Here is a 13,366-nt window from a genome sequence, read left to right as displayed (position 1 = left end):
AGATCTTTTTTAAGAATATAAAAATCATTGGATTTTTGTTTTTTATGCTAACTACAATAGTAGTAAGTGCACAAGAAACAAATTCAACCTGGCCAAAAGACATTAAGTCTGGTGATTATATTATTACTCTTTACAATCCTGAAAATGAAAGCTATTTAGATAATAAATTGATTTCTAACATTGCTTTTGCAATAAAAAAAGACGGGAATGAGCCAATCTTTGGAATGCTTTGGACCACATCAATACTTGATGTTGACAGGACTACAAGAATAGCATCACTTGCTTCTGTAAAAATAGATGAAGTAAAACTTTCCGAAGAAATTTCAGAAAATGACAAGAAAGCGTTTGAAACTCTAATTAATAATGAAATCCCTAAATGGAACATTGAATTTCCATTGGATGAGTTTATAGAAAGTTTAAAGCAAGTAACGGTAAATACCTCTGAATTAAATAACGAAGCTCCTACAATTGTTTTTTCTAATGAACCAGCTGTTTTAATTTTAATTGATGGTGAACCTAAATTAAAAGCTGCCGAATCAGGTTACGAATTGGTTGAAAATAGCGATACTTTTATTATTAAAAAATTAAAATCAAATACCTTCTATTTAAAAGGTGGCCAATTTTGGTATACTGCTAAACAAGTAATTGGACCTTGGACCACTATTGATAAAGTACCTTCAAAAATTAAAAAAATTGCAAAAAAAGCCCAAACTAACGATAAAGATAGTGAGGATGAGTATACAGGAGAAGCCCCAAAAGTTATCGTTGCCAGTCCACCTACAGAATTGATTGTTTTTGAAGGAGAACCTAAATTTACTCCAATTCAAAAAACTAATTTGCTTTTTATTGAAAATACTGGTAGTAATATTTTCATGAATATTACCAACCAAACCTATTATATTTTATTATCTGGAAGATGGTTTACAACCAAAGATTTAAAAGCAAAATGGACTTATATTGCTTCCGAAAAACTTCCCGAAGATTTCAAAAATATAGGAAGTGATAGCACAAAAGCTGAAGTTTTAAGTAGTGTTGCAGGAACTAAAGAAGCTAAAAATGCGATCTATGATGCACAAATACCACAAACAGCTGCTGTAAAAAGAGATACAAAAGCATCAACAGTAACTTACAACGGTTCACCTGAATTTCAAAATATTGAAAATTTAGAATTACAATATGCCGTAAATACAGAAAGTGATGTTTTTAAAGATAATAACACTTATTATTTATGTGATAATGCTGTTTGGTTTAAATCTTCATCTCCTAATGGTCCTTGGCAAGTTGCCGATGAAAGACCTTCTGAAGTTGAAAAAATTCCTGCAGACAACCCTAAATACAATACCAAGTATGTTTATATTTATGAAACCTCTCCTACTGTAGTTTATGTTGGTTACACGCCAGGTTACTACGGCAGTTATGTGTATGGCCCAACAGTTGTATATGGAACAGGTTTTTATTACAACCCTTGGTATAGAGGATTTTACTATCCACGCCATTATACTTATGGTTTTTCAATAAGATATAGCCCTTGGTACGGTTGGAGTTTTGGATTTGGATTTGGATCTCCTTATGGTTGGTATGGTCATTCATATTGGGGATATCATCGTCACCATTGGGGACCACCTTATTACAGACCTCCTTATCATAGACCACCACATCACAGGCCTCCAAATCACAGACCTCCAAATCACGGTGAAAACAGGCCAAGACCAAGACCTTCTCAACCAATTTATAAAGATAGAGACGGCATAAAAGATTATACTAGACCTGCCCAACGTCCAAGTACACAACCTTCAACAAGGCCAAGCACTAGACCTAGTACGCAACCCTCAACAAGGCCAAGCACTAGACCTAGTACACAACCCTCAACAAGGCCAAGCACTAGACCTAGTACACAACCTTCAACAAGGCCAAGTACTAGACCTAGTACACAACCCTCAACAAGGCCAAGCACTAGACCTAGTACGCAACCCTCAACAAGGCCAAGCACTAGACCTAGTTATACACCAAACACAAGGCCTAGTACTAGACCAAGCACTCCTAGTTATCGTCCTGCTCCTAGGCCAACTTCAAGACCTACAGCTAGACCTTCAACTCCAAGTAGAAGCAGACCGGCTTCAACTGGTATGAGAAGAGGTTAAAAGCTATTTGCAACAATAAAAAAAGCTGTTTAAGAAGTAAATCAATTTACTACTTAAACAGCTTTTTTATGTATCTCAGTTTTAGATTTTCTAAAACTTTATTTATTTAAAATGTAATGGTATTGTTTTTAATAAAATCTTTCTTCAAAAACTGAGGTGTATATATAACAATTCCTAATTCAAAACCAGCACCTTTTTCACCATTTAATGCTGCACCATATGTTCCTGCAAGAGTAATCCAAGCATTTGGTTCCCAACGTAAACCTGCCTTATACTCAGGTTGTGAATACGCTTTACCCTCAGTTCCATAAATTTCGCCTACTATGGCTGTTTCAGGTATTACTTTATAAATAGCAACTCTGGAACTGTAAGTAAAACCCCAAGCCGTTGTTTTTTTAAGATTTTCTTCAAAACCAAAATCAACCAAGGCTCCAGGCATGATATCCCAAAAAATTGAATTGCCAATAGGTATAGTTACAGGAACTGCAGTCCAATAATTTTGGTGCATCTCAGAATATTCATTTTGGGTATAATACCCTGGAGATCTTCCCATACCTAAAAAAACAGCACCTCCTCCATTGTCTTTTTTATTTTTCCAAAAAGTATACTTTCCGTAAATATTTGTAGTAAAATGATTTGGAATAGCATTAGACACATTTTCTTTAAACAGGTTGGTTTGTATATTTAATTCAAAATTATTGAACAATGCAAAAACCATATAAAAAGAAGCGTCTCTTTCTCCATAATTAACAACAAACGTTCCTGTACCTTTAGGCATGGTCACATAATTATCAGAATTGAATTGTTGTGCTTTTGTAAATGTAACTGTAATAAGAAATAAAAAAATAATACCTATTTTTTTTCGTATCATAAATTTGGGTTTAAAATGTATCATATAGTGTACTAAACTTATGCTAAATATTTAACAAATATATAATTTACAAAACATCAAAAAAAACTTATTAAACTAATTTCAAAATACATATTGCTACATTATATAAATCAATATAAAATTACAGGTTGCTTTTAAGCAAAAAGAAGCTGTCTTTACAAACAACTTCTTAAAATATGTAATCTAACAATTATGTTAGCCTAATTAAATCGATATCTACAACCAAGCATCCAGTAAAAGGTTTCTTTTAAATCCTCTTTAACAATGGTATCATCAACAACAATAGTTGCTTCGTTAAAAGGAAAAACTAAGGAAGGCATAAATGAAACTGCAAATGATTTATGAATGTACCACATTGGCAAACTAACCTCAACAGCCATTAAATTAAATTTTTCACTTTCCTGAATTACTAGTTCTGAAATTACTTGTGAATCAGAGGTAGTTATAGTTCCAGAACCTGTTCCTGAACCATTGCTTGTGCCGCTGCCAGATCCACTTCCTGAACCACTTCCTGAGCCTGTACCTGAACCACTTCCTGAACCATTTGATTTTGGTCGTTCTCCATTTCCATAACGGTTATTTATGTAATAAGATTCATAAAAATTTTGAGAGCCAAAATAAATTCCTGCAGTTGGAGAAAATTGAAATTTTCGATCGTTTGTTACAAAGTCGTGGCTTATTTCTGAAGACAAAAAGAAATCTGTACCACTACTGCTTCCTCCAAAATAAGTACTTGCAGCAAGCATTAAATTAACAACTTTAAAATCATAACTACCCATTGCTGAAACAGTGACATCAACTTCAGAAAGCACATTATAACTCTCTTCATTAAAAAAATATTTTGTTACTGAAAAATCTCCTGAGAAATTTTGTGCCGTAAAATTATAACCCACGTCTAACAAAAATAAATCGACTCTACCTTCATCAGATTTTGTAAGATATGAAACAGATCCACTAGTATAAAAGCCCGATTTATGTTGGTATCTAGCTATAAAATACAAGTATGGAGCTGTAATTGAATCTTTTCGCCCCATAAAAACATAGTCATTACTATAATTCAAAAGTAATGAAAAGTACGATTTGGTATTGTTGGTTGATTTAGAGTTTGTTTCAATATTTTGACTGAATATATTACCACCTACTAAAATGAAAATCCAAATAATTACGAGTTTTATTTTTGTAGTTTCCATTTGATCCATTTTTAAATTATGATTAAAAGAGGTTGTCTAAAAAGTTCGCTTTTCGTAACCTAAATTTGATTCGCTACGCTGAATCTTCGATCTTAGTTTCTCATACTGATTTAAAAATTACAGAATGAGATGCTGACATCAAACTATGTTTCCCTTCAATGACCAATTCAGCATACCGATTTTTAGAACCTTTTAGGCACCCTCTTTGTTTTTGCTAACTGCCTTTTTTACCACTTTGCTTTTGAACGCTTTTTTTAGGCATATTTTTATTCATTTTCATGTTTTTTTGAACATTCATTTTTCGATAGGTATATGCATTTTTATACATTTCTCCATCCATATTTAAACATTCACCATCTTTAAGTCTAGTGCGTTCTCTATTACGCTCTTGGTAAGTACCATCAGGGTTTACAGTACTTCCGTTCCCTAACCTTAATTGATTTTGAAGTTTTTCTTGTGACTGATTTTTAATCTGATACATTTCACCATTGATCATTGTAACCATATAGCGATTTTGATTTCTGGCTTGAATTTGAGCTTGTGACAATCCTTTGTTTTCTTGTTGTACTTTATAGCGGTATTGATATTCGTTTCTATAATAAATACCATCATTATCTAAACAAGAACCATCTTTTAAACGCAACCGTATTTGGTCTTTTGTTACATAAGCACCATCTGGACTTAAAACTGTACCGTCATTCAACGTAATTTTATCATGCAATCTTATTTGATCTCGATCTCTTATTTGAAGAACATCTCCATCAACCAGCATGATACGATCTCTATCCTGATCTTGAATTTGATCTTTGTCTTGTGCTACTAATCCTAAAGTTCCCAGAACCATAAGAATTAAAAAAAATGATACTTTTTTCATATTATAAAATTTTAAATTATTAGTACTATTATTTTAATTATTTGAGTCGTTAAAAATAAGCCCATCTTTTATAAAGAAGCATGAGCTTATTTTTTTTAATTAATGATGTCCACTACCTGATCCGCCGCCAGAGCCACTTCCACCGCCAGAACCATTTCCACCGCCGCCATTACCTCCACCACCGTTACCGGTAGTTTTAGGCGTAATTAAAATATCCATATAGGTTAAGTTGTTGCTTACATCAATTATACCTTCTCCACCTCTATTACCTTCTCCTGAATCTCCAGAATCATCAGATAACGTTGTTATTTCTACCTCTTCTTCTGCCAATAATATTTCGGTAAACTGATCAAAGAACGTGTTTAATATAGGGCCACCAGTTTCATCAAAACTAAATGTAATTCGGTAATAACCATCCTCTTCATTATCTTTACGTACATTCCAAGTATATCCATAAATCACTTTACCTTTTACATTTACTTCTGCATTGTAAAAACCTGGACCGTCACTTGCTTCATTAATTACCATATTAAATAAAGGTTCATCATTTATTATTCCTGAATGTCCTTCCGATTCTGTCCAACCTTCTGCTGCATTCCATTTCAATTTCCCTTCAATCTCCTCTATATCATCAACTTCAAATTTTTGAATGGTTAACCTTGCATTAGGTGTGTACACAGTTGCTTGCATTCCTTGATTTTCCAATCCTTCAACTGGTACATTACCCATATCCGTTTGTAGTCCATGAACTTCATCTTCACCCCAACTAAAACAGTGTCTCATAGCATATTCGGTAACTTGTGTATCTAAGTCTTTATATAACACTGTTTCTACACGTACCTGCGATTTAAGATTCCAATCAATAGATTCTAAATTATCACCCCAATCAATTGAGCTAACGTATACTGGCTCATCTGCTACCCAATTAGAAGCTTGCCATTGATTAAGTTCATCTTTTTGAATATAGGCTTTAAATTCAGTCTCATTACAAGGATTTACATTCCCTATATAAGGTCCACAACTATACAATGGTGCTTGTGGATCAATTGGGTCTTCACCCCAAACACCCCACCAAGTACCCGTTAAAGAAACCTCTCCTTGGGTTCCTCTTAAATCTTTCGAAATTCCATCCGACCATATTACTGGGAATGATAAATTGTTTCCTGTAGTTTCATCAGTAGTTACTACTTTTTTTCCATTTTTTTCACTCAATTCAGAGTTTAGATCATCCGTTAGTATACCATCCTCACTACAGTTCGAAAAAATAAGAACAAGAGAAAGTATAACTAGCCTAAAAAATGTTTTTTTTGCTTTCATCATTGTTTGTTTTAATGTTTATACTCTATAAAAAAATAAGGGTGAAAAAAGGGCGAAAGTGGGTGAAGTTGTTTTAATTACATATCAAAGTAACTCATCTAAGTGCTAACAAAAAATGATATCTCTCAAAAAAGGAAATGAGAATTATCAAAATACAAATGAGGATTATCACTAAAAATTTAACACATCACACACAAACTAACAATATCCTTCATGATTATGTAATTTTTTTTTAAGATTTGTATAAACTTATGTCAATAAATATTAATTGTGCTTTAGGCTCAAAAAAGAACGAATGCATTTTTATAATATTGAATTACACCTTATGTTAAATTTCCATTTTAATCCGTAGAAGTATGAATATTTATTTTATACTTTAGCCAAAACTTTACAATACAGCTATAAAAACCTTTTTATTATATGAAAAAGATAAAAGTTATCTTACTTCTAAGTTTTCTAGTACTTACTACCAACACAATTTTGGCTCAGAAATTGACCGAAGAAAAAGATAGTACATACACAGCTTATGAACTACTCTCAAGCTATTACAATAACCACTTTAAACCTTTTAAAAAGAATAATATTTATATTGGTTTTGCGTTTGCTTTAGAGGATAAAAAATTACAAAATGTAGACTATCTTATAAAAGAGGTAATTGATGGTGAAAAAATCGATTATAATATTCATTTAAAAGGAGGCTATTATACCGGTGATTATGGTATGGTTGGCATCAATTTTAATTATTACCAAGATAAATTTATAGGAGAAACTTTTAGTGACCCAGACACTATACAATCAAATTCATTTACTAGAGGTTTTGGTATTACGCCAAATTTTAGATCTTCTATTCCTCTTACAGCTAATGAACGCTTAAGTTTCTTTTCAGAATTTGGGCTAACTTTTGGAAAAAGCACTACCATAACTAGAGATATTAAAAATATTGATGAAATTAATAAATCCTATGCTACAAATTACAATTTTAGAGTTGGAATAAGTCCTGGTATTACATTTTTTGCCATGGAAAACTTTGCATTTGAAGTACAATTAAATGTGTTAGGTTACGAACTAAATGTAACAGAAAAAACAACGAATGATATAGATGAATCAAGTAAAGTGCGGCAAAATGTAGATTTTAACATAAATATCTTGTCACTTGATTTAGGACTTGCCTATTATTTTGGAGCTAAAAAATAACAACCTATGAAAAAAATATCCGTTATATTGTTACTTGTATTCACCACGCTTTTTTCATGCGTAAAAGAAGATTATTTTGGTAAATCCATCTATGGAAATATAAAACAAATTGTAGTTAGTAATCAATCTGGAAATGCTAAAATTTCAACTGACAGCCTATTGGTTACTGTTGAAATACCTGCTGGTGTAGATTTAACTAGTATTAGCATACAAAACCTCGAAGTTTCATCATTTGCAATTGCTGATAAAGAGGTTGGAGCTACTCTTGATTTAAATGAAGATGCCATAATTCATGTTACTTCTGAAGACGGTACAGTTTACAATTGGATCATTAGAGCTTTTGTTGCATCAGCTAACCCTCAACTAGATAATGCCAATTTAAATTTATGGTACAAAACCGCTTCTGATTATTTTGAACCTGGAGAAAGTGCTTCAAACACTATTTGGGGTACTGGTAATCCAGGAACTCAAATTTTAAACAAACTAGCAACCATACCAAAAGATTTGGGTAATGGCAATTTAGCAGCGCATATGATTACCTTAGATAATGGTAAACTAGCAGGTACATTTGGCGCTCCAATTTCAGCCGGTTCCATTTTTACTGGTGTATTTAACCCTGATAAAATTGATCCAAGCAACCCACAAGCTGCAATAGAATTTGGCTCTCCATTTACTGGGCGTCCTGAAAAAATTCGATTAAAATACGCTTATAGCCCGGGAGAAGAAAATAAGGACAAAAAAGGTAACATACTTAGTTATAGCGATGCTTGTGATATTTATGCCCTTTTAGAAGTAAGATTGGGAGGTAAAATAGAACGTTTAGCTACAGCTTGGTTTAGAAGTGAAGATTTACAAGAAGACTTAACCTCGCTTGAATTCGAATTTACATATGGTGAATTAGACAATAGTTTTCCTGAATATATGAAACCTATAGATTATAATTTTGTAAGTGCAGATTCTGCAACTTTTATTTTACCAACACATATTACTTTTGTAGCATCTTCAAGTTTTGATGGTGCTAATTTTGCAGGTGCTGTTGATAGCGATTTAGTTATCGATGCTATTGAATTAATTTATGAAGAATAAATAAATTTCAAAACATTTTTATACCTTTAAAATATGTGGAATAATATTTTTATTGGATGCTTGCTAATTTTAATAACAACCTTTTTACATGGGTTAACAACACGTTACACAATGTATTTAGCTATTAAATATACTGAAAGCAGTAAAAAACGATTTAAAATAGCAAAAGAATATCTAGTAAGTATAACGGTGTTAATTATTTTTTTCACAATAATTATTGAGTCTATAGTTTGGGCGCTTGGTTATATGGTACTTGGAGCTATTGAAAAGTTTGAACCTGCCTTTTACTTTTCATTAGTAACCTTCACAACACTTGGTTATGGAGATATAACGTTAGGTGAAAATTACCGTTTGTTGGCTTCTTTTGAAGCTGCAAATGGAATTATAATTTTTGGATGGTCAACTGCCATTGTAATCGCAGTTGTTCAAAAAGTTTATCTTCAAAAGTATTCAAAAAAGGATTAATTTTTACTGTAATAATTTAATTAATATTCTAAATACACAATATGATTTGGGTTAGAGTGTGTTTCAGAAATTTTAAAATTGTAAGCGCCAACAATTTCAAATCCTATTTTTTTATAAAAATGAATAGCTCTAACATTTTCTACCCAAACAGCCAACCAAACACCTTTTTGATTACTTCTTTTTGATAATGCTATATTGAAATCAAGTAATTTTACACCTAAATTTTGACCATAAAAAGCCTTCAACAAATAAAGTCTATCCAACTTTGTTACATGTTGTTCCTGAATATTTTCATTAGGAACATCAAAAACTATTTTTGAATACCCAGCTAATTCATTATCAACATAAATAATATGATATTTATTTTCTGAATGCTGCAATTCATTGTTAAAAGCAGCTTTACTATAGTTTTTAGCTGTAAAAAACTCAATATCTTCTTTTGAAGCACTATTTCCGTGAGATTCTATAAAGCATTGTTTACTTATTTTGGATAATAAATCACAATCGTTAATTGTTGCTTTAACAATGTCAATCATATTTCAATTTTAATAGTTGTTGTATCTAGAATTTTGAAGGTTTAAATTTAGTGTATTTTAATTTTAATAGTTGTTGTTACTGGAATTTTGAAGATTTAAATTTAGTGTATTTCTTTGGAAAAAACTTTTATTGTACATTTATAAAATTCACATTACAACTAAAAAATTTAAACGTTACTATTATGTCTAAACTTTTATCGCCACTTACCATAAAAAATAGCACATTTAAAAACCGCATTGCAATTTCCCCAATGTGTATGTATTCCTCAGAAAATGGATTTGCTAACGATTTTCATTTGGTGCATTTGGGCAGTTTTGCTCTTGGAGGTGCTGGGTTAATTATACAAGAAGCAACGGCTGTTTCTCCTGAAGGAAGAATTTCTAACGGTGATCTTGGTATTTATAACGATGAACATATAGTAATGTTGAAAAAAATCAATGCATTTATTGATCAGCAAGGTTCGGTCGCTGCAATACAATTGGCACATGCGGGTCGTAAAGCTGGGTTTGCAACACCTTGGAATGGTGGAAAACTATTAAGGGAAAACCAAGGCGGTTGGGCAACGGTTGCTCCTTCCCCTGTTGCTTTTAGCACTTCAGATAAAACACCATTAGCACTAGATAAACAAGGAATTGAAAAAGTTATTTCCGATTTTAAAATAGCAGCCTTACGAGCATTACAAGCCGACTTTAAAGTGGTTGAAATTCACGCCGCTCATGGTTATTTAATTCATCAATTTTTATCACCTTTAAGCAACCTTAGAACTGATGATTATGGTGGCAGTTTTGAAAACAGAATACGTTTGTTACTTGAAATTATTGCAGCTGTAAAAACAGTTTGGCCAAAAGAATTGCCTTTATTTGTACGTATTTCAGCTACTGATTGGGTTGAAGGTGGTTGGAACATCGTGGAATCTGTTAAACTTTCATCTATTCTTAAAAATGAAGGAGTTGATTTAATTGATTGTTCTTCGGGTGGTGCTGTTGCCAATGCTAAAATTCCTGTAGCACCTGGTTATCAAGTGCCATTTTCAGAACGTATTAAAAAAGAGGCAAACATACAAACTGGGGCTGTTGGTTTGATAACTGAAGCGAAACAAGCAGAGGCTATTTTACAAAATGAACAAGCCGATCTTATTCTTATTGCAAGAGAAGCGCTAAGAAATCCTCGTTTTGCCTTAAATACAGCAAAAAAACTTGGAGATACAATTGAATGGCCTCAACAATACCGAAGAGCAATGTTATAAAACTAACTTTTTAAGTTAACTATGAAAAATTTTTTTATTTAATTTTATACGGACAAGCCGTGTCGTATTAAAACTTGAACATGTGGCATATCTTTGTGGTATAATAAAAGTTTTTCATAAATAAGTTTGGTTAATAAACTGCTCGGTCTGTTAAAAAGGTTGGGCAGTTTTTTTATCTTAATTTATTAAAACTATTATCGTGTTTTTATATGCTATTCAAATTCAATATTTTTATCATCTCTATAGCAATATTGGTACAATTCATTAAAATGAATCTTCAATCTTGCTTTTGTTTGTTTAGGATCTTGATTTTTAATTGCTTCAAAAATAGCTCTGTGTTCTTCTATTCCTAAATTTGCCTTATTAGTGTCACAAACATGGTATTTCTCAAAGTTGGTCATAATACCAGGTGTAATAATTAACATTAATTTATTTAAGGTGCTATTTCCACTAGCACTTGCGATACATAAGTGAAACAACAAATCTTCTTGAATTGCATCCTCTCCTTTCAAAACTTTTTCTTCATACGCTATAAATGCAGACTCCAATCTTACTAAATCTTCTTTTGTTCTTCTTGAAGCAGCTAAACCACCTGCTTTTAATTCTAATAAAATTCTTGTTTCAACTAACGATCTAAAATTAGGGTCTTCCATTCCTAAAATTTCATCAATCATTCCGTTAAGTGCTACAACCCCTATATTAGCAACAAATGTTCCACTTTGTGGAATAGATTTTAACAATCCGTAAAATTCTAGTTTTTGAATGGCCTCTCTAACATTAGTTCTAGACACTTCAAATCTATCTGAAAGCATTCTTTCAGAAGGTAATTTATCACCAGGTTCTAAGTTTTTAAAATTTATTAAATCTCTTATTCTTGAAATAATAGAATTTTGAATTTCGTGATTGTCATTTTTTGTTATAATATCTAAATTCATTTTGAATATTGGTTAAGAGATTTGCGCTTAATTCATAAAAGGGTAAAGATATTAAATAATACTCTTTACTCATAACATTTAAAATAAATGCTACTATTTTTAAGATTTAACGGGTCTTATAATTGAACTTATATCATCTGTAATATACTCAAACACAAGATACCATTAAAATAGATTTTTATAGTTTACACAACACCTTGCTTAATAAAATGGATTTTCAACTAAAAATTCACCCTTTTATTTTATGCAATAAAAAAGAAAATTATTTAGTTTTCTGGAAACTATTTTCAACTGGAATTAATGATATATAGCCAAACATTGATAACATAGCTCTCCTAATATTGTCAACTATTCTAAATCATTCTTAGCTTTCGTAACGTTCGTAAATGTAGGCGAATTCTCGGTAATTCTTCCTGCGCCTTTTTTATTTATCTTGAAAGTAACATCCTTTGCCGTAGTAAATAAAAGAACAGATGAAAAAGATGTTCTGAGATGCGTTTTCAAAAAAACAAAAGCCTCTTCTAGTGGAATTTCCATCTCCTCATCCTCAGTTTCTTTAGACCTGTAACGCAATTTCACTAAGACTTTAAAGTCATCTTCAGAATAGACAGGTCTAACAAATATATTTCTCAAATTTGGTTTACCTATGGTCTTTGCCATCGTTAATTTAGCGAAGTTACCTTCTTGAAAACTCTCTTTTACTTGCTCCCAGAAAAGAACAAAAACATCTTGGTATGGCATAAACTAATGATTAATAATTAACTATTTTGGTAATGTAAATTTAACATTAATAATTCAATTGATAAATTTGAACCTATCTTAATCAATTATTATAAAAATAAGAACGTAACAAAACTGTAAAGTAAACTTTTTATATTGAAAAATTAGCTTCAACAATTTAAATGTTCTATTTATTTACCTTACCAATAATATTCTCTACTGATATTATCTTCTGCGTTAAGCATTGACTTTTACCCTTACGAATATCAAACTTAAGTGATGCATAAACTCTATCACAATCTGGCTCCAACAAATCATAAGACTGTTGAACAATAGCTAAAGCTTCAGACATTGTTTCGGTCTCAATTATAGTGCCCATTGGTGTAAGTTGATATGTAGCTCCATTTTCGCGTATCATTTGTATAATCTTACTTACGTATGGACTTACGCTCTCCCCTTTATCGGTTGGAAACATGGCAAATTCTAATAGTACTGACATTAATTTAAAAGGTATTAATTATAGTTACAAAGGTAATGAACATCTAAATTCTATAATATACAATATTTAAAAAAAATGATGAATTTATAAAAGATGTAGCTTTGTCGGGTGATATGGGATATACCTATGGCAAATATGTTTATACAACAATAGACAGCGTTTGTCATAAAAATATAGTTGAGGGCGTGTTTCATACGGTGTGGAAAAGGCAAACAGATAGAACGTGGAAATTTGTTTGGGATTAATTAAACATTATGATACTTGTGTATA

13 protein-coding genes are annotated in these 13,366 nt (G+C 31.6%); 5 read left to right on the top strand and 8 right to left on the bottom strand.

Annotated features, from left to right (window positions below):
* Positions 1-44 precede the first annotated feature (44 nt).
* Positions 45-2,141 (top strand): hypothetical protein, encoded by a 2,097-nt coding sequence (locus CHB67_RS14955; protein WP_089382604.1) that lies wholly within the window; start codon positions 45-47, stop codon positions 2,139-2,141.
* A gap of 106 nt (positions 2,142-2,247) precedes the next feature.
* Here CHB67_RS14955 and CHB67_RS14950 read toward each other — a convergent pair whose 3' ends face one another.
* From CHB67_RS14950 to CHB67_RS14935, 4 genes are all read right to left on the bottom strand, one after another.
* Positions 2,248-3,012 (bottom strand): hypothetical protein, encoded by a 765-nt coding sequence (locus CHB67_RS14950; RefSeq protein ID WP_141119731.1) that lies wholly within the window; start codon positions 3,010-3,012, stop codon positions 2,248-2,250.
* Between the two features lie 221 nt (positions 3,013-3,233).
* Positions 3,234-4,223: a hypothetical protein gene (locus tag CHB67_RS17255; protein ID WP_176461295.1), complete on the bottom strand. Its 990-nt coding sequence runs from the start codon at positions 4,221-4,223 to the stop codon at positions 3,234-3,236.
* Between the two features lie 214 nt (positions 4,224-4,437).
* A complete protein-coding gene (locus CHB67_RS14940) occupies positions 4,438-5,097 on the bottom strand; it encodes a DUF6799 domain-containing protein (RefSeq protein ID WP_089382601.1) in 660 nt (219 codons plus the stop codon).
* Between the two features lie 99 nt (positions 5,098-5,196).
* Complete coding sequence (locus tag CHB67_RS14935; protein ID WP_141119730.1) at positions 5,197-6,414, bottom strand: hypothetical protein; 1,218 nt, start codon at positions 6,412-6,414, stop codon at positions 5,197-5,199.
* A 420-nt stretch (positions 6,415-6,834) separates the two neighbouring features.
* Between CHB67_RS14935 and CHB67_RS14930 the strand changes: the two genes are divergently transcribed.
* Genes CHB67_RS14930 through CHB67_RS14920 form a run of 3 tightly spaced genes read left to right on the top strand, consistent with a single transcriptional unit; the run spans position 6,835 to position 9,159 of the window.
* Positions 6,835-7,608, top strand: a complete 774-nt coding sequence (locus tag CHB67_RS14930; protein WP_089382599.1) for a hypothetical protein — start codon at positions 6,835-6,837, stop codon at positions 7,606-7,608.
* Between the two features lie 6 nt (positions 7,609-7,614).
* Complete coding sequence (locus CHB67_RS14925; protein WP_089382598.1) at positions 7,615-8,694, top strand: PCMD domain-containing protein; 1,080 nt, start codon at positions 7,615-7,617, stop codon at positions 8,692-8,694.
* 33 nt (positions 8,695-8,727) lie between these two features.
* The gene (locus CHB67_RS14920; protein WP_089382597.1) at positions 8,728-9,159 is read left to right on the top strand and encodes an ion channel; all 432 of its coding nucleotides are present in this window, start codon (positions 8,728-8,730) and stop codon (positions 9,157-9,159) included.
* 20 nt (positions 9,160-9,179) lie between these two features.
* Here CHB67_RS14920 and CHB67_RS14915 read toward each other — a convergent pair whose 3' ends face one another.
* Positions 9,180-9,695, bottom strand: a complete 516-nt coding sequence (locus CHB67_RS14915; RefSeq protein WP_176461294.1) for a GNAT family N-acetyltransferase — start codon at positions 9,693-9,695, stop codon at positions 9,180-9,182.
* A 182-nt stretch (positions 9,696-9,877) separates the two neighbouring features.
* Between CHB67_RS14915 and namA the strand changes: the two genes are divergently transcribed.
* Complete coding sequence (namA, locus tag CHB67_RS14910; protein ID WP_089382711.1) at positions 9,878-10,942, top strand: NADPH dehydrogenase NamA; 1,065 nt, start codon at positions 9,878-9,880, stop codon at positions 10,940-10,942.
* Between the two features lie 212 nt (positions 10,943-11,154).
* On the opposite strand, the gene CHB67_RS14905 is transcribed toward namA, so the two are convergent.
* The 3 genes from CHB67_RS14905 to CHB67_RS14895 all read right to left on the bottom strand — a co-directional run bounded on the left by CHB67_RS14905 (position 11,155) and on the right by CHB67_RS14895 (position 13,096).
* Positions 11,155-11,877, bottom strand: coding sequence for a FadR/GntR family transcriptional regulator (locus CHB67_RS14905; protein ID WP_089382596.1), 723 nt, complete (start codon positions 11,875-11,877; stop codon positions 11,155-11,157).
* Between the two features lie 348 nt (positions 11,878-12,225).
* Positions 12,226-12,618, bottom strand: a complete 393-nt coding sequence (locus tag CHB67_RS14900) for a hypothetical protein (RefSeq protein ID WP_089382595.1) — start codon at positions 12,616-12,618, stop codon at positions 12,226-12,228.
* Positions 12,619-12,784: 166 nt separating this feature from the next.
* Positions 12,785-13,096 carry an MTH1187 family thiamine-binding protein gene (locus CHB67_RS14895; protein WP_089382594.1) on the bottom strand — a complete coding sequence of 104 codons (312 nt, stop codon included), beginning with the start codon at positions 13,094-13,096 and terminating at the stop codon, positions 12,785-12,787.
* Between the last annotated feature and the right edge of the window lie 270 nt (positions 13,097-13,366).

The sequence above is a fragment of the Lutibacter agarilyticus genome (genome assembly GCF_900188235.1).
In the GTDB taxonomy this organism is placed as follows: domain Bacteria; phylum Bacteroidota; class Bacteroidia; order Flavobacteriales; family Flavobacteriaceae; genus Lutibacter; species Lutibacter agarilyticus.
The sequence above is the reverse complement of the archived record's forward strand: the minus strand, read 5'-3'. Positions and strand labels throughout refer to the sequence as shown.